This is a genomic window from Pseudomonas vranovensis (assembly GCF_040438935.1).
Classification (GTDB): Bacteria; Pseudomonadota; Gammaproteobacteria; order Pseudomonadales; family Pseudomonadaceae; genus Aquipseudomonas; species Aquipseudomonas vranovensis.
Genome location: NZ_CP159259.1, coordinates 4,719,675 through 4,744,775, shown reverse-complemented (window position 1 = coordinate 4,744,775; position 25,101 = coordinate 4,719,675). Strand labels below are relative to the sequence as shown.

At 60.3% G+C, this 25,101-nt stretch carries 7 protein-coding genes; 4 read left to right on the top strand and 3 right to left on the bottom strand.

Going from position 1 to position 25,101, the window contains the following annotated elements; translation table 11 throughout:
* Nucleotides 1-23: 23 nt before the first annotated feature.
* Together ABVN19_RS21920 and ABVN19_RS21915 are read right to left on the bottom strand one after the other, a co-directional pair.
* Entirely contained in the window at nt 24-365 is a 342-nt protein-coding gene (locus tag ABVN19_RS21920; RefSeq protein ID WP_028944945.1) for a hypothetical protein, read from the bottom strand.
* Between the two features lie 158 nt (nt 366-523).
* Nucleotides 524-17,755, bottom strand: coding sequence for an immunoglobulin-like domain-containing protein (locus ABVN19_RS21915; RefSeq protein ID WP_353632771.1), 17,232 nt, complete (start codon nt 17,753-17,755; stop codon nt 524-526).
* A gap of 345 nt (nt 17,756-18,100) precedes the next feature.
* Here ABVN19_RS21915 and ABVN19_RS21910 point away from each other — a divergent pair, with 345 nt between their 5' ends.
* From ABVN19_RS21910 to ABVN19_RS21900, 3 genes are read left to right on the top strand one after another with little or no spacing between them, the layout of a single operon-like run.
* Nucleotides 18,101-19,438: a TolC family outer membrane protein gene (locus ABVN19_RS21910; protein ID WP_105641834.1), complete on the top strand. Its 1,338-nt coding sequence runs from the start codon at nt 18,101-18,103 to the stop codon at nt 19,436-19,438.
* Between the two features lie 42 nt (nt 19,439-19,480).
* The gene (locus tag ABVN19_RS21905) at nt 19,481-21,637 is read left to right on the top strand and encodes a type I secretion system permease/ATPase (protein WP_105641835.1); all 2,157 of its coding nucleotides are present in this window, start codon (nt 19,481-19,483) and stop codon (nt 21,635-21,637) included.
* Nucleotides 21,627-23,000, top strand: coding sequence for an HlyD family type I secretion periplasmic adaptor subunit (locus ABVN19_RS21900; protein WP_028943799.1), 1,374 nt, complete (start codon nt 21,627-21,629; stop codon nt 22,998-23,000). The genes ABVN19_RS21905 and ABVN19_RS21900 overlap by 11 nt, the downstream gene beginning before the upstream one ends.
* 59 nt (nt 23,001-23,059) lie before the next feature.
* On the opposite strand, the gene ABVN19_RS21895 is transcribed toward ABVN19_RS21900, so the two are convergent.
* A complete protein-coding gene (locus tag ABVN19_RS21895) occupies nt 23,060-24,064 on the bottom strand; it encodes a WYL domain-containing protein (protein ID WP_028943800.1) in 1,005 nt (334 codons plus the stop codon).
* A gap of 206 nt (nt 24,065-24,270) precedes the next feature.
* Between ABVN19_RS21895 and ABVN19_RS21890 the strand changes: the two genes are divergently transcribed.
* A complete protein-coding gene (locus ABVN19_RS21890) occupies nt 24,271-25,089 on the top strand; it encodes a tetratricopeptide repeat protein (RefSeq protein WP_105641836.1) in 819 nt (272 codons plus the stop codon).
* The last annotated feature ends 12 nt before the right edge of the window (nt 25,090-25,101 follow it).

Genomic DNA, 25,101 nt, shown 5'->3' with positions numbered 1-25,101 from the left:
GGCCTGAGGGAGGCCCGCAGCGATCAGATCAGACCGCTTTCCTCGCTGTCATCGATCAGGTTGTTCAGGCCACCCAGGGCTTCACGCGCACTGGATCGGTTGAGCAACTTGGCCTGCGCACCGGCTGGCAGGTCGGTAATGCTGATCACGCCTTTGGTGGTCAGCACTTCGATCAAATCTTCAAGCACCCGGATCATGTCCAGGTCGCTTTGTTTGAGTTGCTTGAGGCTGTTCTCGACAACATCGTCGGCGAACCATTCCTGAACCTCGGCGTGGTCGGCCGGCAACTCCTCCGTGTACCCATCGAAGGCCGCGGCTTCTACCCGAAGCAGCTGACCTAGTGCATCGCGTTGCACGTAGAACATGGGGTATCCCTCGTCAAATTGAGTCCGTATCCGCAGTCAGCAGCATAGGCCAAGCTCGCCGGGCTGTGGGCCCGGCGAGCGAGTATGCAATGTGAATACGGTACTGGCAAAGCCCTGGCGCTGCGGTAGCCAGGCATCGGCTACCGCAGGTTCAGTCATCAGCTGTTGGAGTGGTCGATCTTGATGGTCGGGTCAGCGCCGGTCACCAGCGAGTTGATCGTGGTGTTGGCCCAGTTGACGCCTTCCAGCTTGATCGTCACGTCGGCATTGGCCAGGCCACCAGCAGCGTTGAGCTTGCCTTCGGAGCTGACCTGCAGGGTCGACTCGCCGTTGACCGTGGTGATCTTCAGGAAGTTGTCGATGGTGCTGACCTTCTCGCCCTGGAGCAGGTCGCTCAGGTCCAGACGGTCACCTTCGGCAGGCTTGAAGTCCTTGATCACATCCTTGCCCGTATCGCCGGCTTTCCACACGAAGGTATCGGCATTACCGCCACCGGTGAGGGTGTCGTCACCTTTGCCGCCGAAGAGGATGTCATTGCCCTCACCGCCGAGAAGGGTGTCGTTGCCCTCGCCACCGATCAGCGTGTCCTTGCCGCTGCCGCCCAGCAGGATGTCATTGCCCTTGCCGCCATCGAGGTAGTCGTCGCCACCCTGGCCGAAGAGAATGTCATTGCCGTCGCCGCCCAGCAGAGTATCGGCACCGTCGTTGGTACGAGAGATGTCGAACTCGCTGACGTGCTCGGCGATGTACTGGTGCAGCACACGGCCGTCGACATCACCCAACTGCACACCCAGCTTGCCTGCCACATAAGCCTGCATGGCCTCGACGCCGTTACCGGCAATGCCATCGAAGCTGACCAGGTCGCCGAACAGGATGTCATGACCATCGCCACCGCCGACCGCATCGTTGCCCGGTTTGGTTGCTTCGGTGTGGCCAAGAATAGCTTCGGCCAGCTTGCTCGGGTCGATGTTGGTCTGCGGCTTGCCATCGGTGTCGTATGGCTTCAGGTCATTGGCATTAACACCATTGTTGAGACCGATCGCTTCAACAGTCGAGTGCTTGGATAGCAACAGGAACGATTCTTTGGTGTTACTGGTGACGTACCAGCTGCTGGAGCTTGAATACGACAGCTCGTAAGTACCGTCACCTTGAGCGTGAAGCTCACCAGAGGCGTAGTTGTCGTCGTACCAGTAGCGGCCAGACTTGTACTCGGCCGTGAGGTAACCGTTCTTGTTGATGCTGATCCGGTTGTTGTTACCCACCGCGTAGTTGGAGATCACATCGCCAAGCTTGTAGTTCAATTCTGCCAACACACCGTCCATCGTGTAATTGGAACCGGTGAAGGTCGGGTTACCTTTCTCGCCAGTCTGGTAGATGTTCGGCTGACCGTCGGTGATGAAGAACGTCTGATTATCACCGGTGCTGCCTGCATCCTTGAGGTTCTGGAACCAGTTGGCGGTGGTTTTGAACGCATCCTCGTAGTTGGTTCCGCCACCCGCTCTGAACTTGTCCAGCGCCGCTTGCAGTGTCTTCAGCGCATCCTGATCGGCCAGGTTGACCGACACAGTGGCATTGACGTTCGCGGAGAAGTCCACCAGCAGAATGTTCACCGTCCCTGACTGCGCACCTTTGACACTGTTGGCCAGGGTGTTGAACACCGACTCCAGGGATTTTCTCGCAGCGTTGACGCCCGAGGTTTCCATGCTGCCCGATGTATCGACAATGAACGCGAGGTTGTAATCCTGACCAGGCGTCACGTGCAGACCGCTGACGTCGGCAACGACGATGTCGTTGGCAGTACCAAAGTCTACCGTATCGTTTTCAGCCGTCAGGTTACCGGTGGTGTAGGTATCCGGGTAAACGGTGACAGTGATCTTGCCTGGAGTGGAGGCAGTATCGTTGTTGGCCTTCTCGGTCGCAGTCGCGGTAACGGTGACGTCAAACTGGCCGTGGTAGTACGCCGGCGGTTTGATGCTCAGGCCGTTCAGGTTCCAGCCGGTGACATCCACCTCAGTCTTGCCGACAGTGATGGTGTGGCCTGCGCCATCGCTCAGCACCGAGCCTTCCGGAATACCGCCCAGCTTGACGCTGAGTTTTTCCGAGCCATCGGTGTCGACCAGGTTGGACGAGATACCCACCAGCTTGACGGTGCCGTTCTCGGCGCCCTCATTGAGCTTGTAACCCTGGTAGTAACCTTCGCCGTTGCTGCCATGGAGCTCGCCGACGGTCACGCCAGCGTTGGTCAGGTCGTTGACACTTGGGTACATCGGGATGTTGGTGTTGCTCAGGTCAACCGGCGTGCTGCCGTTGACCGACAGGTTGACGTCGAAGCTGCCCGGGCCGCTCTGGTTGGCGTGGTAGATATCCAGGGTGTAGTAACCGCTGATCGTCGGCGTGAACGAGCCGCTGATCGCGCCGCCGGCACCCCAGGTGGCCGAAGCCACGTTCTTGCCGCCAATGGTGATCAACAGGCTGTCGTCACCGATCCCTCTGAAGCTGTAGGTCTTGCCGGCTTCCAGGAAGATCAGGCCAGAGGTCTTCGAGCCCGAGCCACCGGTCACACTGCCGTCGGACTGGGCATTGGTCACCGTCGAGCTGCTGTTCGGATTGCCGGACTTGTCGAAGACATTCTTCAACGCATCACCGGTAATGCCGTTGCCGTTGGTACCCAGGCCGGTAAGGCTGTTCCAGGTTTCCTTGATCAGCCCGACCGAGTTCACGCTGTTGCTGCCAATATTCAGGGTTGGAGCATCGGCAACAGGAATGATATCAACCTTCAGCGTTGCCTCGTTGCCATTGCCCTGGCCGTCGGTTGGCTTGAACTGGATCTGCGCATAGTCGGACTTCTGATCACCCACACCGCTGGTATTGGCATTGATGCCCGACTCGTTCAGGTCCGGTACGAACTTCAGCTTGCCGGCATCGATATCGGCCTTGCTGAAGACCTTGCCAGCATCGACGTCAGCCTTGGTCAGGGTTTTCCAGGTGTTGCCTTCCTTGTACTGCAGCACGCCGTCGGCAGGCAGCTTGGTGATGGTCAGGCCCAGGTTGGCGGCAGGGGTATCGGCATCGGAGATACCGAAGTTGGCCCAGGTAAGCACCAGGTCGGTGTCCTCGGTCCCGGTTACAGCACCGCCGGCGGCCACTGGCGCCTCGTTGCTCAGGATAGTGGTGTCGACGAAGCTATTGCCCCCGACCTCCAACTTCTCGAAGTTGCCACCGGTAGCCCCGGTAATCTGCACCCTGAAGCTTTCCGCGCTTTCAGCGAGGTTGTCACGCAGGATTGGCACATTGAAGTTAACGCTGCTGCTGCCTTTCGGGATCGTCACAGTGGTGACGCCGTTGAAGTCGGAGCCATTCTCGGCCTTGCCGGAGTAATGCAGTGTGATAGTGACGTCCGCTTCCGCCTTGTTGGACAGCGTCAAGGTGTAGGTGGCGTTCTCACCCTCGGCAACCGACGTGGTACCGGTAATGCCGACAGTCGTGGTGTTGATGGTGTCGCTCACGTGGGTGACGGCCGGCTTGTCGCTGATGTCCAGTTTTTCGAAGTTGCCGCCGGTGGCGCCAGTGATGGTTTCACTGATGTCGCCCGCGTCGATGTACACGTCATCGCTCGGTGCATCGATAGTGATGCTGCCGCTGGTTTTGTCCGCACCGATGATGATGGTCTTGCCATTGCTCAAGGTCACGGTCACCGCGGTGCCTGCCGGATTGCTCAGGGTGGCGGTGTAGGTGATCTTGCCACCTTCATCGACCGACGGAGTGGCCGTCAGTTTCAGGGTGGTGGTGTCGATGGTGTCGGTCACTTTGGTTACAGCGGTGGTGCCGTCGATTACCAGGCTCTCGAAGTCGCCTCCGTTAGTGCCAGTAATTTTCGCACCGACATTGCCCTCGTCGATGTACACGTCATCGCCCGGTGCATCAATGGTGACGGTACCAGTAGTCTTGCCCGCTTCAATGGTAATGGTCTTGCCATTGTCCAGGGTGATGGTCATGTCGGTACCGGCCTTGTTGGTCAAGGTGGCGGTGTAAGTGATCTTGCCACCTTCGTCGACCGACGGGGTCGCGGTCAGCTTGAGGCCGGTATCGTCCTTGGTGCCGGGGCCGTCGGTGACGGTCACGGTGGTTTCACCCGAGGCTTCGAGCTTCTCGAAGTTGCCGCCGCTGAAGTCCTTGATGCTGTTGGTCAGATCGACGTTGGTTTCGTGGACGTTGTTCGGCGCGGTGTCTTGCACGGTGCCGGTGGTTTCACCGACGGCGATGGTGATCTGCTGGCCATTGGCGAGGTTGATCACCAGTGGTTTTTCAGTCACGGCCGAGCTGACAGTGGCGGTGTAGGTAATGACGCCACCTTCACCGATGGTGCCGACGTCGGCCGTCAACTTGACGGTGCTGGTGTCGATGGTGTCGGTAACGTCAGTCACCGCCGCCGATGGATCGACGTCGAGCTTCTCGAAATCACCACCAGTGGTGCCTTCGATGGTCACTTCAACGGTGTCGCGGTCGATGTACACGTCATCGTCCGGGGCATCGACAGTAACGGTGCCAGTGGTCGCACCGGCGGCGATGTTGATCACCGCACCGTTGCTCAGGGTCACGGTCATCGCGGTGCCAGCCGGGTTGGTCAGCGTCGCGGTGTAGGTGATCTGACCGCCTTCGTCGACGGCGTCAGTGGCAGTCAATTTCAGGCCAGTGCTGTCTTCCGCACCTGGAACATCGGTCACGGTGACGTTGGTTTCGCCCGAGGCTTCGAGTTTCTCGAAGTTGCCACCGCTGAAGTCCTTGATGCTGTTGGTCAGATCGACGTTGGTTTCGTGGACGTTGTTCGGTGCGGTGTCTTGCACGGTGCCGGTGGTTTCACCGACGGCGATGGTGATCTGCTGGCCGTTGGCGAGGTTGATCACCAGTGGTTTTTCAGTCACGGCCGAGCTGACGGTGGCGGTGTAGGTAATGACGCCACCTTCACCGATGGTGCCGACGTCGGCGGTGAGTTTCACCGTCGAGGTGTCGATGGTGTCGGTAACGTCAGTCACCGCCGCCGATGGATCGACGTCGAGTTTCTCGAAATCACCACCAGTGGTGCCTTCGATGGTCACTTCAACGGTGTCGCGGTCGATGTACACGTCATCGTCCGGGGCATCGACAGTAACGGTACCGGTGGTGGCACCGGCAGCGATGTTGATCACGGCGCCGTTGCTCAGGGTCACGGTCATCGCGGTGCCGGCCGGGTTGGTCAGCGTCGCGGTGTAGGTGATCTGGCCGCCTTCGTCGACAGAATCAGTGGCAGTCAATTTCAGGCCAGTGCTGTCTTCCGCACCTGGAACATCGGTCACGGTGACGTTGGTTTCCCCGGACGCTTCGAGTTTCTCGAAGTTGCCGCCGCTGAAGTCCTTGATGCTGTTGGTCAGATCAAGGTTGGTTTCATGGACGTTGTTCGGCGCGGTGTCTTGCACGGTGCCGGTGGTTTCACCGACGGCGATGGTGATCTGCTGGCCGTTGGTGAGGTTGATCACCAGGGGCGAGCCGGTCACTGGCGAAGAAACGGTCGCGGTGTAGGTGATCACGCCACCTTCACCGATGGTGCCGACGTCGGCGGTGAGTTTCACCGTCGAGGTGTCGATGGTGTCCGCCACGTCGGTAACAGCTGCGGTGTTATCCACAGCCAGCTTCTCGAAGTCACCACCGTCGGTGCCTTCGATGGTGACTTCCACCTTGCCGGCGTCGATGTAGACGTCATCGTCCGGGGCATCGACAGTAACGGTTCCAGTGGTCGCACCGGCGGCGATGTTGATCACCGCGCCGTTGCTCAACGTCACGGTCATCGCGGTGCCGGCCGGGTTGGTCAGCGTCGCGGTGTAGGTGATCTGGCCGCCTTCGTCGACAGAATCAGTGGCAGTCAATTTCAGGCCAGTGCTGTCTTCCGCACCTGGAACATCGGTCACGGTGACGTTGGTTTCCCCGGACGCTTCGAGTTTCTCGAAGTTGCCGCCGCTGAAGTCCTTGATGCTGTTGGTCAGATCAAGGTTGGTTTCATGGACGTTGTTCGGCGCGGTGTCTTGCACGGTGCCGGTGGTTTCACCGACGGCGATGGTGATCTGCTGGCCATTGGCGAGGTTGATCACCAGTGGTTTTTCAGTCACGGCCGAGCTGACGGTGGCGGTGTAGGTGATCACGCCACCTTCACCGATGGTGCCGACGTCGGCGGTGAGTTTCACCGTCGAGGTGTCGATGGTGTCCGCCACGTCGGTAACAGCTGCGGTGTTATCCACAGCCAGCTTCTCGAAGTCACCACCGTCGGTGCCTTCGATGGTGACTTCCACCTTGCCGGCGTCGATGTAGACGTCATCGGTCGGGGCATCAACAGTGACGGTACCGGTGGTGGCACCGGCAGCGATGTTGATCACGGCGCCGTTGCTCAGGGTCACGGTCATCGCGGTGCCGGCCGGGTTGGTCAGCGTCGCGGTGTAGGTGATCTGGCCGCCTTCGTCGACAGAATCAGTGGCAGTCAATTTCAGGCCAGTGCTGTCTTCCGCACCTGGAACATCGGTCACGGTGACGTTGGTTTCCCCGGACGCTTCGAGTTTCTCGAAGTTACCGCCAGTCACCGACTCGATGCTGTTGGTCAGATTGACGTTGGTTTCGTGGACGTTGTTCGGTGCGGTGTCCTGCACGGTGCCGGTGGTCTGGCCAACCGGAATGGTGATGCTCTGACCGTTGGTGAGGTTGATCACCAGTGGTTTTTCAGTCACGGCCGAGCTGACGGTGGCGGTGTAGGTGATCACGCCACCTTCACCGATGGTGCCGACGTCGGCGGTGAGTTTCACCGTCGAGGTGTCGATGGTGTCCGCCACGTCGGTAACAGCTGCGGTGTTATCCACAGCCAGCTTCTCGAAGTCACCACCGTCGGTGCCTTCGATGGTGACTTCCACCTTGCCGGCGTCGATGTAGACGTCATCGGTCGGGGCATCAACAGTGACGGTACCGGTGGTGGCACCGGCAGCGATGTTGATCACGGCGCCGTTGCTCAGGGTCACGGTCATCGCGGTGCCGGCCGGGTTGGTCAGCGTCGCGGTGTAGGTGATCTGGCCGCCTTCGTCGACAGAATCAGTGGCAGTCAATTTCAGGCCAGTGCTGTCTTCCGCACCTGGAACATCGGTCACGGTGACGTTGGTTTCCCCGGACGCTTCGAGTTTCTCGAAGTTGCCGCCAGTCACCGACTCGATGCTGTTGGTCAGATTGACGTTGGTTTCGTGGACGTTGTTCGGCGCCGTGTCTTGCACGGTACCGGTGGTCTGGCCAACTGGAATGGTGATGCTCTGGCCGTTGGCGAGGTTGATCACCAGTGGTTTTTCAGTCACGGCCGAGCTGACAGTGGCGGTGTAGGTGATCACGCCACCTTCACCGATGGTGCCGACGTCGGCGGTGAGTTTCACCGTCGAGGTGTCGATGGTGTCGGTAACGTCAGTCACCGCCGCCGATGGATCGACGTCGAGTTTCTCGAAATCACCACCAGTGGTGCCTTCGATGGTCACTTCAACGGTGTCGCGGTCGATGTACACGTCATCGTCCGGGGCATCGATAGTAACGGTGCCAGTGGTCGCACCGGCGGCGATGTTGATCACCGCGCCGTTGCTCAACGTCACGGTCATCGCGGTGCCGGCCGGGTTGGTCAGCGTCGCGGTGTAGGTGATCTGGCCGCCTTCGTCGACAGAATCAGTGGCAGTCAATTTCAGGCCAGTGCTGTCTTCCGCACCTGGAACATCGGTGACGGTGACGTTGGTTTCCCCGGACGCTTCGAGCTTCTCGAAGTTACCGCCAGTCACCGACTCGATGCTGTTGGTCAGATCGACGTTGGTTTCGTGGACGTTGTTCGGTGCGGTGTCTTGCACGGTGCCGGTGGTTTCACCGACGGCGATGGTGATCTGCTGGCCATTGGCGAGGTTGATCACCAGTGGTTTTTCAGTCACGGCCGAGCTGACGGTGGCGGTGTAGGTGATCACGCCACCTTCGCCGATGGTACCGACGTCAGCCGTCAACTTGACGGTGCTGGTGTCGATGGTGTCGGTAACGTCAGTCACCGCCGCCGATGGATCGACGTCGAGTTTCTCGAAATCACCACCAGTGGTGCCTTCGATGGTCACTTCAACGGTGTCACGGTCGATGTACACGTCATCGTCCGGGGCATCGACAGTAACGGTGCCGGTGGTGGCGCCGGCGGCGATGTTGATCACCGCACCGTTGCTCAGGGTCACGGTCATCGCGGTGCCAGCCGGGTTGGTCAGCGTCGCGGTGTAGGTGATCTGGCCGCCTTCATCGACGGTTGGCGTTGCGGTGAGAGACAGACCGGTAGTGTCTTCGGTACCTGGGCCGTCGGTGACGGTGACGTTGGTTTCCCCGGACGCTTCGAGTTTCTCGAAGTTGCCGCCGCTGAAGTCCTTGATGCTGTTGGTCAGATCAAGGTTGGTTTCATGGACGTTGTTCGGCGCGGTGTCTTGCACGGTGCCGGTGGTTTCACCGACGGCGATGGTGATCTGCTGGCCGTTGGCGAGGTTGATCACCAGTGGTTTTTCAGTCACGGCCGAGCTGACAGTGGCGGTGTAGGTAATGACGCCACCTTCACCGATGGTGCCGACGTCGGCGGTGAGTTTCACCGTCGAAGTGTCGATGGTGTCGGTAACGTCAGTCACCGCCGCCGATGGATCGACGTCGAGCTTCTCGAAATCACCACCAGTGGTGCCTTCGATGGTCACTTCAACGGTGTCGCGGTCGATGTACACGTCATCGTCCGGGGCATCGACAGTAACGGTGCCGGTGGTGGCACCGGCGGCGATGTTGATCACCGCGCCGTTGCTCAATGTCACGGTCATCGCGGTGCCGGCCGGGTTGGTCAGCGTCGCGGTGTAGGTGATCTGGCCGCCTTCGTCGACGGCGTCAGTGGCAGTCAGCTTGAGGCCGGTAGTGTCTTCAGTACCAGGACCATCAGTAACAGTAACGTTGGTCTCGCCCGAGGCTTCGAGTTTCTCGAAGTTGCCGCCGCTGAAGTCCTTGATGCTGTTGGTCAGATCAAGGTTGGTTTCATGGACGTTGTTCGGCGCGGTGTCTTGCACGGTGCCGGTGGTTTCACCGACGGCGATGGTGATCTGCTGGCCATTGGCGAGGTTGATCACCAGTGGTTTTTCAGTCACGGCCGAGCTGACGGTGGCGGTGTAGGTGATCACGCCACCTTCGCCGATGGTACCGACGTCAGCCGTCAACTTGACGGTGCTGGTGTCGATGGTGTCGGTAACGTCAGTCACCGCCGCCGATGGATCGACGTCGAGTTTCTCGAAATCACCACCAGTGGTGCCTTCGATGGTCACTTCAACGGTGTCACGGTCGATGTACACGTCATCGTCCGGGGCATCGACAGTAACGGTGCCGGTGGTGGCGCCGGCGGCGATGTTGATCACCGCACCGTTGCTCAGGGTCACGGTCATCGCGGTGCCAGCCGGGTTGGTCAGCGTCGCGGTGTAGGTGATCTGGCCGCCTTCGTCGACGGCGTCAGTGGCAGTCAGCTTGAGGCCGGTAGTGTCTTCAGTACCAGGACCATCAGTAACAGTAACGTTGGTCTCGCCCGAGGCTTCGAGTTTCTCGAAGTTGCCGCCGCTGAAGTCCTTGATGCTGTTGGTCAGATCAAGGTTGGTTTCATGGACGTTGTTCGGCGCGGTGTCTTGCACGGTGCCGGTGGTTTCACCGACGGCGATGGTGATCTGCTGGCCGTTGGTGAGGTTGATCACCAGGGGCGAGCCGGTCACTGGCGAAGAAACGGTCGCGGTGTAGGTGATCACGCCACCTTCACCGATGGTGCCGACGTCGGCGGTGAGTTTCACCGTCGAGGTGTCGATGGTGTCCGCCACGTCGGTAACAGCTGCGGTGTTATCCACAGCCAGCTTCTCGAAGTCACCACCGTCGGTGCCTTCGATGGTGACTTCCACCTTGCCGGCGTCGATGTAGACGTCATCGTCCGGGGCATCGACAGTAACGGTGCCAGTGGTCGCACCGGCGGCGATGTTGATCACCGCACCGTTGCTCAGGGTCACGGTCATCGCGGTGCCAGCCGGGTTGGTCAGCGTCGCGGTGTAGGTGATCTGACCGCCTTCGTCGACGGCGTCAGTGGCAGTCAATTTCAGGCCAGTGCTGTCTTCCGCACCTGGAACATCGGTCACGGTGACGTTGGTTTCGCCCGAGGCTTCGAGTTTCTCGAAGTTGCCACCGCTGAAGTCCTTGATGCTGTTGGTCAGATCGACGTTGGTTTCGTGGACGTTGTTCGGTGCGGTGTCTTGCACGGTGCCGGTGGTTTCACCGACGGCGATGGTGATCTGCTGGCCGTTGGCGAGGTTGATCACCAGTGGTTTTTCAGTCACGGCCGAGCTGACGGTGGCGGTGTAGGTAATGACGCCACCTTCACCGATGGTGCCGACGTCGGCGGTGAGTTTCACCGTCGAGGTGTCGATGGTGTCGGTAACGTCAGTCACCGCCGCCGATGGATCGACGTCGAGTTTCTCGAAATCACCACCAGTGGTGCCTTCGATGGTCACTTCAACGGTGTCGCGGTCGATGTACACGTCATCGTCCGGGGCATCGACAGTAACGGTACCGGTGGTGGCACCGGCAGCGATGTTGATCACGGCGCCGTTGCTCAGGGTCACGGTCATCGCGGTGCCGGCCGGGTTGGTCAGCGTCGCGGTGTAGGTGATCTGGCCGCCTTCGTCGACAGAATCAGTGGCAGTCAATTTCAGGCCAGTGCTGTCTTCCGCACCTGGAACATCGGTCACGGTGACGTTGGTTTCCCCGGACGCTTCGAGTTTCTCGAAGTTGCCGCCGCTGAAGTCCTTGATGCTGTTGGTCAGATCAAGGTTGGTTTCATGGACGTTGTTCGGCGCGGTGTCTTGCACGGTGCCGGTGGTTTCACCGACGGCGATGGTGATCTGCTGGCCGTTGGTGAGGTTGATCACCAGGGGCGAGCCGGTCACTGGCGAAGAAACGGTCGCGGTGTAGGTGATCACGCCACCTTCACCGATGGTGCCGACGTCGGCGGTGAGTTTCACCGTCGAGGTGTCGATGGTGTCCGCCACGTCGGTAACAGCTGCGGTGTTATCCACAGCCAGCTTCTCGAAGTCACCACCGTCGGTGCCTTCGATGGTGACTTCCACCTTGCCGGCGTCGATGTAGACGTCATCGGTCGGGGCATCAACAGTGACGGTACCGGTGGTGGCACCGGCAGCGATGTTGATCACGGCGCCGTTGCTCAGGGTCACGGTCATCGCGGTGCCGGCCGGGTTGGTCAGCGTCGCGGTGTAGGTGATCTGGCCGCCTTCGTCGACGGCGTCAGTGGCAGTCAATTTCAGGCCAGTGCTGTCTTCCGCACCTGGAACATCGGTCACGGTGACGTTGGTTTCCCCGGACGCTTCGAGCTTCTCGAAGTTACCGCCAGTCACCGACTCGATGCTGTTGGTCAGATTGACGTTGGTTTCGTGGACGTTGTTCGGTGCGGTGTCCTGCACGGTGCCGGTGGTCTGGCCAACCGGAATGGTGATGCTCTGACCGTTGGTGAGGTTGATCACCAGTGGTTTTTCAGTCACGGCCGAGCTGACGGTCGCGGTGTAGGTGATCACGCCACCTTCGCCGATGGTGCCGACGTCGGCAGTGAGTTTCACCGTCGAGGTGTCGATGGTGTCCGCCACGTCGGTAACAGCTGCGGTGTTATCCACAGCCAGCTTCTCGAAGTCACCACCGTCGGTGCCTTCGATGGTGACTTCCACCTTGCCGGCGTCGATGTAGACGTCATCGGTCGGGGCATCAACAGTGACGGTACCGGTGGTGGCACCGGCAGCGATGTTGATCACGGCGCCGTTGCTCAGGGTCACGGTCATCGCGGTGCCGGCCGGGTTGGTCAGCGTCGCGGTGTAGGTGATCTGGCCGCCTTCGTCGACAGAATCAGTGGCAGTCAATTTCAGGCCAGTGCTGTCTTCCGCACCTGGAACATCGGTCACGGTGACGTTGGTTTCCCCGGACGCTTCGAGCTTCTCGAAGTTACCGCCGCTGAAGTCCTTGATGCTGTTGGTCAGATCGACGTTGGTTTCGTGGACGTTGTTCGGCGCGGTGTCTTGCACGGTGCCGGTGGTTTCACCGACGGCGATGGTGATCTGCTGGCCATTGGCGAGGTTGATCACCAGTGGTTTTTCAGTCACGGCCGAGCTGACGGTGGCGGTGTAGGTGATCACGCCACCTTCGCCGATGGTACCGACGTCAGCCGTCAACTTGACGGTGCTGGTGTCGATGGTGTCGGTAACGTCAGTCACCGCCGCCGATGGATCGACGTCGAGCTTCTCGAAATCACCACCAGTGGTGCCTTCGATGGTCACTTCAACGGTGTCGCGGTCGATGTACACGTCATCGTCCGGGGCATCGATAGTAACGGTGCCAGTGGTCGCACCGGCGGCGATGTTGATCACCGCACCGTTGCTCAGGGTCACGGTCATCGCGGTGCCGGCTGGATTGGTCAGCGTCGCGGTGTAGGTGATCTGGCCGCCTTCATCGACGGCGTCAGTGGCAGTCAATTTCAGGCCAGTGCTGTCTTCCGCACCTGGAACATCGGTCACGGTGACGTTGGTTTCCCCGGACGCTTCGAGTTTCTCGAAGTTACCGCCAGTCACCGACTCGATGCTGTTGGTCAGATCGACGTTGGTTTCGTGGACGTTGTTCGGCGCCGTGACTTGCACGGTACCGGTGGTCTGGCCAACCGGAATGGTGATGCTCTGACCATTGGTGAGGTTGATCACCAGGGGCGAGCCGGTCACTGGCGAAGAAACGGTCGCGGTGTAGGTGATCACGCCACCTTCACCGATGGTGCCGACGTCGGCGGTGAGTTTCACCGTCGAGGTGTCGATGGTGTCCGCCACGTCGGTAACAGCTGCGGTGTTATCCACAGCCAGCTTCTCGAAGTCACCACCGTCGGTGCCTTCGATGGTGACTTCCACCTTGCCGGCGTCGATGTAGACGTCATCGTCCGGGGCATCGACAGTAACGGTTCCAGTGGTCGCACCGGCGGCGATGTTGATCACGGCGCCGTTGCTCAGGGTCACGGTCATCGCGGTACCGGCTGGATTGGTCAGCGTCGCGGTGTAGGTGATCTGGCCGCCTTCATCGACGGTTGGCGTTGCGGTGAGAGACAGACCGGTAGTGTCTTCGGTACCTGGGCCGTCGGTGACGGTGACGTTGGTTTCCCCGGACGCTTCGAGTTTCTCGAAGTTGCCGCCGCTGAAGTCCTTGATGCTGTTGGTCAGATCAAGGTTGGTTTCGTGGACGTTGTTCGGCGCGGTGTCTTGCACGGTGCCGGTGGTCTGGCCAACCGGAATGGTGATGCTCTGACCATTGGTGAGATTGATCACCAGGGGCGAGCCGGTCACTGGCGAAGAAACGGTCGCGGTGTAGGTGATCACGCCACCTTCGCCGATGGTGCCGACGTCGGCGGTGAGTTTCACCGTCGAAGTGTCGATGGTGTCGGTAACGTCAGTCACCGCCGCCGATGGATCGACGTCGAGTTTCTCGAAATCACCACCAGTGGTGCCTTCGATGGTCACTTCAACGGTGTCGCGGTCGATGTACACGTCATCGTCCGGGGCATCGACAGTAACGGTGCCAGTGGTCGCACCGGCAGCGATGTTGATCACGGCGCCGTTGCTCAGGGTCACGGTCATCGCGGTGCCGGCCGGGTTGGTCAGCGTCGCGGTGTAGGTGATCTGGCCGCCTTCGTCGACAGAATCAGTGGCAGTCAATTTCAGGCCAGTGCTGTCTTCCGCACCTGGAACATCGGTCACGGTGACGTTGGTTTCCCCGGACGCTTCGAGCTTCTCGAAGTTACCGCCAGTCACCGACTCGATGCTGTTGGTCAGATTGACGTTGGTTTCGTGGACGTTGTTCGGTGCGGTGTCCTGCACGGTGCCGGTGGTCTGGCCAACCGGAATGGTGATGCTCTGACCGTTGGTGAGGTTGATCACCAGTGGTTTTTCAGTCACGGCCGAGCTGACGGTCGCGGTGTAGGTGATCACGCCACCTTCGCCGATGGTGCCGACGTCGGCAGTGAGTTTCACCGTCGAGGTGTCGATGGTGTCCGCCACGTCGGTAACAGCTGCGGTGTTATCCACAGCCAGCTTCTCGAAGTCACCACCGTCGGTGCCTTCGATGGTGACTTCCACCTTGCCGGCGTCGATGTAGACGTCATCGGTCGGGGCATCAACAGTGACGGTACCGGTGGTGGCACCGGCAGCGATGTTGATCACGGCGCCGTTGCTCAGGGTCACGGTCATCGCGGTGCCGGCCGGGTTGGTCAGCGTCGCGGTGTAGGTGATCTGGCCGCCTTCGTCGACAGAATCAGTGGCAGTCAATTTCAGGCCAGTGCTGTCTTCCGCACCTGGAACATCGGTCACGGTGACGTTGGTTTCCCCGGACGCTTCGAGCTTCTCGAAGTTACCGCCGCTGAAGTCCTTGATGCTGTTGGTCAGATCGACGTTGGTTTCGTGGACGTTGTTCGGCGCGGTGTCTTGCACGGTGCCGGTGGTTTCACCGACGGCGATGGTGATCTGCTGGCCATTGGCGAGGTTGATCACCAGTGGTTTTTCAGTCACGGCCGAGCTGACGGTGGCGGTGTAGGTGATCACGCCACCTTCGCCGATGGTACCGACGTCAGCCGTCAACTTGACGGTGCTGGTGTCGATGGTGTCGGTAACGTCAGTCACCGCCGCCGATGGATCGACGTCGAGCTTCTCGAAATCACCACCAGTGGTGCCTTCGATGGTCACTTCAACGGTGTCGCGGTCGATGTACACGTCATCGTCCGGGGCATCGACAGTAACGGTGCCGGTGGTGGCACCGGCGGCGATGTTGATCACCGCGCCGTTGCTCAATGTCACGGTCATCGCGGTGCCGGCCGGGTTGGTCAGCGTCGCGGTGTAGGTGATCTGGCCGCCTTCGTCGACGGCGTCAGTGGCAGTCAATTTCAGGCCAGTGCTGTCTTCCGCACCTGGAACATCGGTCACGGTGACGTTGGTTTCCCCGGACGCTTCGAGTTTCTCGAAGTTACCGCCAGTCACCGACTCGATGCTGTTGGTCAGATCGACGTTGGTTTCGTGGACGTTGTTCGGCGCCGTGACTTGCACGGTACCGGTGGTCTGGCCAACCGGAATGGTGATGCTCTGACCATTGGTGAGGTTGATCACCAGGGGCGAGCCGGTCACTGGCGAAGAAACGGTCGCGGTGTAGGTGATCACGCCACCTTCACCGATGGTGCCGACGTCGGCGGTGAGTTTCACCGTCGAGGTGTCGATGGTGTCCGCCACGTCGGTAACAGCTGCGGTGTTATCCACAGCCAGCTTCTCGAAGTCACCACCGTCGGTGCCTTCGATGGTGACTTCCACCTTGCCGGCGTCGATGTAGACGTCATCGTCCGGGGCATCGACAGTAACGGTTCCAGTGGTCGCACCGGCGGCGATGTTGATCACGGCGCCGTTGCTCAGGGTCACGGTCATCGCGGTACCGGCTGGATTGGTCAGCGTCGCGGTGTAGGTGATCTGGCCGCCTTCGTCGACACTACCAGTCGCGGTCAGGGACAGGCCGGTAGACGCGTCGGTACCTGGACCATCGGTCACGGTGGTTACCGGGTTGCCGGTGGTCTCCAGTTTCTCGAAGTTGCCGCCGGTAGTGCCAGTGATGCTGTTGGTCAGGTCCGGGTTGGTGGCGTGGACGTTGTCAGGGGCAACGAAGTCGACCGAGCCGGTGCTTTGACCAACGGGAATGGTGATCTGCTGACCATTGGCCAGGGTGATGACCAGGGCCGAACCGGTCACAGGTGCAGTGACCGACGCAGTGTAGGTCACTACACCGCCCTCAGTGACGCTTGGGGTCGCTGTCAGGGTGACGGTGGAGGTGTCGATGGTGTCGGTGACTTCGGTCACCGCGGGTTCTTTGCTCACCACCAGGTTTTCAAAATTGCCGCCATCGGCTTTGTCGATGGTCACGCCAACATTGCCGGCATCGATGTACACGTCATCGCCAGGCGCGGCGACGCTGACGCTGCCCTCGGTCTGGCCAGCGGCGATGGTGATCACCGCGCCGTTACTCAGGGTGATAGTCACCGGAGTACCGGCCGGGTTGGTCAGGGTAGCGGTGTAGATGATCTGGCCGCCTTCGGCGACGGTAGCGGTAGCGGTCAGACTCAGGCTGGTATTGTCGATCGAGTCGGTGATAGTGGTAACGGCCGGATTCGGGTTCGGCACCAGGTTTTCGAAGTTGCCGCCCGTGGCGCCGGTAATGGTGGTGCTGACGCTGCTGCCGTTGTTGTAGACATCGTTCGGCGGTGTCTGTACATCGACGGTGCCGGTGGTCTGGCCCGCGCCAATGGTGATGGTGGTGCCGTTGGACAGGGTGACGGTCACCGGCGTCTGTGCCGGGTTGGTCAGGGTGGCGGTGTAGGTGATCACGCCACCTTCGGTGACACTCGGGTTCGCGGTCAGAGTGACCGTGGTGGTGTCGATGGTGTCGGTGATCTGGGTGACCGCCGGGGTCGTGTCCGGGGTGACGACCAGGCCGCCGCCACCGGTGGTGCCGGTGATGGTCGCGGAAATCTCGGTGCCATCCAGGTACACGGTATCGTTCGGCGGGATGGTCACGCTGACGCTGCCGGTTGTCTGGCCGGCACTGATGATGATGATCTGGCCGTTGGACAGGGTTACGGTCAGGTCGGTCAGCGGCGGTTGGCCCAGGGTGGCGCTGTAGATGATCACGCCACCGGCTTCGGTGATCGACGGGGTGGCGGTCAGGGTCAGGCCGGATTCACGCGTAGGCGTGAGGGTGTTCGGATTGTTGTCGGCATCCAGGCCGCCCAGCTCCAGGCGGTTGTCGTCAAAGGCAACGCCGATCGGGCCGGTAGGGAAGCCAATGGTCGGGTCAACCGAGCCTGCGGTGGCATCGAGCATGACGAAGCTGTGGCCGCCGCCAGCGGCACCGGAGCCAGCAGCGGACGGGCCTGCAGCAGTGGCTTCGAGTTCGGTGGTCGGGTCAAGACCCGCGGCGATGGCCTGTTGCAGCTCTTCAACCGACGGTGCGGTTTGCGCGGTGGCAGCGGCGAGGTCGGTGCTGCTGTCAGGCGCGTCAGCACTCCATTGGGTATCGCGACCCAGGTCCAGGGTGCGGCCGTCGGCCAGCTCCAGGGTGACGGCACCGGCAAGACCGGTCATTACCTGCTCGCCAACGAACAGGCGATCACCTTCAATGAGAACGCGCCGGACCCCTTCCGGGGATACAGCGATTACTTGGCCAACAATGCTTTTGACGATTGCGACAACATTGCTCATTGGATTCTCCGAACTACCCGTTCAATTGGCTTCCATGCCCAGCTGCGCTGATTGCCGCTACCGATGGAATGTTGCAAATAGATGTTTTGACGCGAAAAATCGTCAATTTAACGTCAATAACTATTGGCTATTAAGTTTATGCCAAAGTATTGACCTTCCTCTCGCCATCCTAAACAATCGGCCCCGTAATGTCACATTGATATTTGAGCGGCTGCCACTCTTCCTACGTACGTTCGAGTACCTCTCCGGAAGTTTCCGACATAAGGTCAAATCGGTTGCCATTTTCGAATGCAGCAACGTTATTTGCTGTGATTTGGGACAAGATGTCCCTGGGAAAAAAGTTAAATGCGCGCGTCACTGTTCACTGCTCTTCCCTTCGCCCTCGCCGCCAGTTTTGTTCAAGCACAATCCCTGCCAGAGGCCATGCAGAAAGCCCTTGAGGTGCATCCCGAAATTCAGGCCGGGGTCAACAGCCGTATTGCTGCCGACTACCAGCTGCGGGCTGCCAAGGGCGGCTACCTGCCGAAGGTCGATGTGCTGGCTGGCTACGGTCGTGAAGGCACTGATAGCCCAAGTACCGGCAACCGCTGGGAGACGTTGAACCGCGGCGAGTCCAGCGTCCGTCTGCGGCAAATGGTTTTTGACGGTTTTGCCACCTCCAGTGAAGTAGGGCGTCAACAAGCCACCGTTAACTCTCGCGCCTATTCCTTGCTGGGCTCCTCGGAGCGCACCGCATTGACCGTAGCCCAGGTGTACCTGGATGTTCTGACCCGTCGCGAGATGGTGCGTCTGGCCGAAGACAACCTGCGCAGCCACGAACGTATTTTCGACCAGATCAAACTGCGTACCGCCCGCGGTGTAGGCCGGCTGGCCGACCTTGACCAGGCCGAAGCGCGTCTGGCCCAGGCCCAGAACAACCTGATCACCGAGCAGACCAACCTGGCAGACGCCAAGACTAACTACCTCAGTGTTGTTGGACAATTGCCTGAAGAGTTGAGTGCCCCGGCGCCGTTTATCGATTTGCTGCCGGCCAATCTTGATGAAGCCCGTCAGCAAATGATCGAGAGCAGCCCGATCCTGCGCTCGGCTGAATCCGATATTGCGGCGGCAGAGCAGCAGTACCAGACAGCGAAGTCTTCGTTCTATCCACGTTTCGATGCAGAACTGGGCCGCACTGCCGATAACGATCTTGATGGAATGAACGGCCACAACAACGAATGGCAAGCTATGCTTCGCATGAGCTTCAATTTGTACGCGGGTGGTAGTAACAAGGCCGACCTGGAATCCAAGTCGTACTTGACCAACCAGGCGCTGGACATTCGAAACAATGCCTTGCGCCAGCTCAATGAGGAATTAGGCTTGGCATGGAATGCTCTGGATAACGCCAACGCGCAATTGCCTATTGCCCAGCAATACGTCGATCGCAGCAGCAGTGTGCGCTCTGCCTACCAGAAGCAATTCAGCCTGGGCGAGCGTACTTTGCTCGACTTGCTCGATAGCGAGAACGAACTCTTCACTGCCCAGCGCCGCCTGACGGAAGTGAAGTTCATTCAAGTGTTTACTCAATATCGAATCAAGGCGACCATTGGTCAGCTGCTCAAGAGCCAGGGTGTAGTCGCGCCGATGGCCACTGTTGTGCAGAACGATATGAAACCTAAAGTGAGCCTGCCAGGGATGAACTGAGGCTCGCATTAATCTCCAACCGCAACTATCAAGAGAAGCCGCGTGGAATCAGAAGTCAGTCGAGTCCAACTCACCCTTGATCCACGCAGCCAGCACGACGATCCGTTGCTGGACAGCCTGCTGTCGCTCTGTGTGCTGCACCAGAAACCTGCCAGCAGGGCGATGCTGACCACCGGCCTGCCGTTGCCGGCCCAGCGCCTGAGCCCGGAGCTGCTGCCTCGTGCAGCGGCCCGTGCCGGTCTGCAGGGGCGTTTGCTGCAGCGCAAGCTTGAGCAGATCCCGAGCATCGCCATGCCGGCCATGCTGCTGCTCAAGGATGGTCGCAGCACAATTTTGCTGGGTTGGGAGAATGAAGACACCGCACGGCTGTTGCTCAGCGAGAGCGACGGCGGCGAGGTGCATGTCAGTCGTGAAGCCCTGCAGAGCGACTACAGCGGGCGAGTATTCTTCGCCCAGCCGCAGCACAAGTTCGACGTCAATCACGGCACCTTGATCCCGCGCGCGCGCTCCTGGTTCCGTGACACCCTCAAGCGCAGCCGTTGGTTGTACATCGACGCCATCGCCGCCAGCCTGGTGATCAACTTGATCGCCCTGGCCGCGCCGCTGTTCGTGATGAACGTCTATGACCGCGTGGTACCCAACCAGGCCACTTCGACCCTCTGGGTGCTGGCCATCGGTATCAGTGGTGCCTACCTTTTCGATCTTGTCCTCAAGGGTTTGCGCAGCCTGTGCCTGGACCTTGCCGGTAAAAAGACCGACCTGATCATTTCCGCCACGCTGTTCGAGCGCATCGTGGGCATGGCGATGAAGTACCGCCCGGCAAGGGTCGGCAGCTTTGCCCAGAACATCCACGAGTTCCAGGGGCTGCGTGATTTCCTCGCTTCGCTGACCCTGACCAGCCTGATCGACCTGCCTTTCACCCTGCTGATCCTGCTGGTGATCGCCATCATCGGCGGGCACCTGGTATGGATCCCGATCATTGCCTTCCCCCTGGCGCTGGGTATCGGCTATGCCCTGCAGAAACCCCTGGTCGCAACGCTTGAGCGGACCATGGCCTTGGCCTCCGAGCGCCAGTCGAGCCTGATCGAGACCCTGGCTGGCCTCGATGCGGTCAAGGTCAACAACGCCGAGAGCGAACGCCAGTACATGTGGGAGCAGACCATCGGTACCCTCAGCCGCCTGGAGCTGCGGGTCAAGGTGTTGTCGGGCCTGGCGATGAATATCACCTTGCTGATCCAGCAACTGGCGGGTGTGGCGCTGATCTGTGCCGGTGTCTACCAGATCATGGCCGGCAACCTCAGTATGGGTGGCCTGATCGCCTGCTACATGCTCAGTGGTCGTGCTCTGGGTCCATTGGGCCAGCTCTCCGGACTGCTGACCCGTTACCAGCAGGCCAAGGTCACCATGGTCTCTACCGACCAGATGATGGAGCTGCCGCAAGAGCGCAACTTCGAAGAGCGTCCGTTGAGCCGTCGGGTGCTGCAAGGCGCCATCGAGTTCCGGGGTGTCGACTTCACCTACCCGAACCAGCAGAACCTGGCCCTCAAGGGCATCAACCTGACCGTTCGCCCGGGCGAGAAGATCGGCATCATCGGTCGCAGCGGCTCGGGCAAGAGCTCGCTGGCCAAGCTGGTGGTCGGCCTGTATGAAGCCGACCGGGGCTCGTTGCTGGTGGATGGCGTGGACATTCGCCAGATCGACGTCAGTGAACTGCGCCACAACATCGGCTACGTCCCACAAGACATCCAACTGCTGGCAGGTACACTGCGCGACAACCTGGTCAGCGGTGCCCGCTACGTCGAAGACGAAATGGTGCTGCAAGCCGCCGAGCTGTCGGGTGTCCACGAATTCGCCCGCTTGCACCCACAAGGCTATGAGCTGCAGGTCGGTGAACGTGGCCAGAACCTTTCCGGTGGTCAGCGCCAGAACGTCGCCCTGGGCCGGGCACTGTTGCTCAACCCGCAAATCCTGCTGCTCGACGAACCGACCAGCGCCATGGACAACACCGGCGAAGAACGTCTCAAGCAACGCCTGCAAGCCGTCATCGAGAACAAGAGCGTGGTCCTGGTTACCCACCGGGCATCGTTGTTGTCACTGGTTGATCGCCTGATCGTCGTGGACCGTGGACAGATTGTTGCGGATGGCCCGAAAGCCGCCGTCATGGATGCGCTGAAGAAGGGGCAGATCAGTGTTGCTTAAGATGGATATGGGACAGTTCAAGGACAGCCTGCGTAAATACTTCAAAGGCTCCGAGTCACTCAGCGGCCAGCCACTGCCCGAGGTCAACAAGGCGCTGATCGAAGATGCGCCGCGCATCGTGCGGTTGACGATTTGGGGCGTTATCGCTTTCTTCCTGTTCCTGGGGCTCTGGGCCAACTTCGCCATTATCGACGAAGTCACCCGCGGTGAAGGCAAGGCGATCCCGTCGTCCAAGCTGCAGAAAATCCAGAACCTGGAAGGCGGCATCGTGGCGCAGATCTACGCCAAAGAGGGTGAGATCGTCGAAATTGGCGACCCACTGTTACGCCTGGATGACACCCGCTTCGTTTCCAACGTCGGTGAGACCGAAGCTGACCGCCTGGCCATGGCCCTGCGGGTCGAGCGCCTGAGTGCAGAGGTCGAGGATCGCCCACTGAAGATCGACGAAGAAATCCGCAAGGCTGCGCCCAGCCAGGCGGCCAACGAAGAGTCCCTGTACCAGAGCCGTCGCCAGCAACTGCAAGACGAGATCGGTGGCCTGCAGGAACAGCTGGTGCAACGTCAACAGGAACTGCGTGAGTTCAGCTCCAAGCAGAGCCAGTACCGCAACAGCCTGCAGTTGCTGCGTCAGGAAATCGGCATGTCCGAGCCGTTGGTGGCCCAGGGTGCTATCTCCCAGGTTGAAGTGCTGCGGCTCAAGCGTGCCGAAGTGGAGAACCGTGGCCAGCTGGACGCCACCTCGCTGGCCATTCCGCGTGCCGAGTCGGCGATCAAGGAGGTCGAGCGCAAGATCGATGAAACGCGCGGCAAATTCCGCAGCGAAGCGCTCACCCAGCTCAATGAAGCACGTACCGACCTGAGCAAGGCCCAGGCCACCGGCAAGGCTCTGGATGATCGTGTCAGCCGGACCCTGGTGACCTCACCGGTGCGCGGCATCGTCAAGCAACTGCTGGTGAATACCATCGGTGGCGTGATCCAGCCGGGCAGCGACCTGGTCGAGATCGTACCGCTGGATGACACGTTGTTGGTGGAAGCGCGCATTCGTCCGCAAGACATTGCCTTTCTGCACCCGGGCCAGGAAGCCATGGTCAAGTTCACCGCGTATGACTTCACCATCTACGGTGGCCTCAAGGCCAAGCTGGAACAGATCGGTGCCGACACCATCACCGATGAAGACAACAACACTTTCTACGTGATCAAGCTGCGCACCGAGCGCAGCCACCTGGGCACGGACGAGAACCCGCTGCTGATCATCCCTGGCATGGTGGCGTCGGTGGATATCATCACCGGCAAGAAGAGTGTGCTGAGCTACCTGCTCAAGCCGATCATCCGCGCACGGGCTGAAGCACTGCGCGAACGTTAAAAGCATCGCAGGGCCAGCCCGCTCCTACGGTAGGAGCGGGCTGGCCCCGCGATTCGCTATCAAGTGTACTGGGCCGCTGCGTTACTCAAGGTCTGAGCAATCTGCTCGCGCAGCGCCAAGGGCTGCTCAACGATCAGCCCATCCCCCTGGCTCAACAGCCACCAGCGTAACTGCCAGCTATTGCTCACCGTCGCCTGCAAGCGGTGGCCCCGCTCCAATGGGGTGAGTCGCATGTCTACCGACAACGGCGTCTCGCGCACCAGGCGCGCCAGGTTATCGCTGATCCAGGCCTGCAGTTCGATCTTGTCGGTATCGCCAAACTGCAAGGCGTCGCTGCGCAGGTAAGCCTGCAGGTCAAAATCACGCAAGCCCTGGGTGGCTTGATCGAGGATGCGCAACTTGCGAAAGCGATGCACGGCGAACTGGCGAATATCGCCGTAGGGCACAGCGGTAGCGATCAGGTAGCTGATCTGGCCGCGCTGGATCAAGGCCAGCGGATTGAGGGTCAGTTCGCTCAGCTTGTCGTTGTGTGCGGAGTAGTACTGGCAGTGCAGCTGGTACTCCTCAAGCAAGGCCTGCTGCACCGTTTCCAGGATGCTGTCGGGCACTTCCGGGGCCTGCATGTTCATGTCGGCGCGCACGCTGGCGACCTTGTCCAGCCAGCGCGCAACCTTGTTCGCCCCGGACAGGTGCTCAAGCTTTTGCCGGGCATGGCTGAAGCGCGCATCCAGCACCTTGAGCATGCTACCGGGCAGCAACGGTCGAACCGCTTCTTCGACCAGGGCAAGGCTCAGGGCTTCGTTGACGCTGATTCCGCGCAGTTCGACGCAGGCATTGGCTGCCCAGTGCCAACCATACGGGATGCTCTTGTCATTACGCTCGAGCGGGAAGATCAACGACAACTCGTTCAGGTCCCGTTCGATGCTGCGCTTGCTGATGGAAAAGCCTGCGTCCTGCAGGCGGGCAACCAACTCGGCACTGGTCAATCCCGGTGAGCGGCTGGGCAACTGGCGCAGCAACTCCCATTGACGGCTGAGGGTGGCACGGGTGGTGGCAGAGGGCAAAAGATGGCGTCCTTGTCTAATCTTGCGGTTGTAGCATGGCCTCAACGCAATGATATGGCAATTGGCCATTTATGTATCCAGATCAAGGACGAGCAGTTGATTTGCCCCGACCGAATCGTTCGCGACAGGTTTTGTCGTGATCCTGCGCAGAATCACGCCTCATTACACCCGCTGTCGGATCCGTGGGTTGTTCAATGAGGATGAACATGTCAGCTGCCAGCAACATTTACCCACTGCTCGAGCGCTTACTGCCCGAGCGTGTCATCCCTGCGCCCGGGCGTCCCGGCCATTTGCAGCGGCTGTATGCCGGGGTGGGCATGCCCAGCCAGCGCGCGGTGCTGGGCGAGAGCTACAGCCTGATCAACCGACTGGAAGAGGCCAGCGACCTGCAGGCGCTGTACGCCGACCTGCGCCGCCAGGCGCTCGAGGGTAATGTGGCGGCGCTCAACGACTTGGGCTGGATCTGGCTCAACGGCAAGTACTGGCGAGCCGATCCCACCCTTGCCGGGCACTTGCTGCGCATGGCGGCGTTGCAGGGCAGTGCGCCGGCCTGGTTCAACCTGGGCCAGCAGTATTACTTCGGCAAGGGTGTGCAAGTGGCCTATGCCTCTGCAGCGGAGTATTACCAGCAAGCCTTCGAGCGTGGCCTTGAGGAGGCCGCTGCGGCGCTGGGCGACCTCTTCGAGGAAGAAGTCTGTGACAGCGACGAGCAGCTCTGGATTGTCGACTTGCACCAGGCCTACCGCTGGTTCCTGCGTGGGGCGCAGCGGGGCGATGCACGTTGCCGCTTTGAAGTCGGCTACCGGCTGCTACATGGTCAAACAGTAGGGGTCGACCATAAGGCCGGCATCTATTGGCTGGAGTTGGCGGCCGTGGCTGGAGTGATGCAGGCGGCCGAAGAGCTGGCCGTGCATTTCAGCATCTCCAGCAATGCCTTGCGCTACCTGTTCTGGCGCGATCAGGCCATCAACCTTGGCAGCCCACTGGCCTTGAACATGAAGCTCGACGATCAATTGCAGCCATGAGCATCACGCCTG

What these genes read in the sequence shown, in the direction of transcription:
- ABVN19_RS21890 (WP_105641836.1), top strand. Translation starts at nt 24,271, where the DNA reads ATGTCAGCTGCCAGCAACATTTACCCACTGCTCGAGCGCTTACTGCCC.
- ABVN19_RS21920 (WP_028944945.1), bottom strand. Translation starts at nt 365, where the DNA reads ATGTTCTACGTGCAACGCGATGCACTAGGTCAGCTGCTTCGGGTAGAA.
- ABVN19_RS21910 (WP_105641834.1), top strand. Translation starts at nt 18,101, where the DNA reads ATGCGCGCGTCACTGTTCACTGCTCTTCCCTTCGCCCTCGCCGCCAGT.
- ABVN19_RS21915 (WP_353632771.1), bottom strand. Translation starts at nt 17,755, where the DNA reads ATGAGCAATGTTGTCGCAATCGTCAAAAGCATTGTTGGCCAAGTAATC.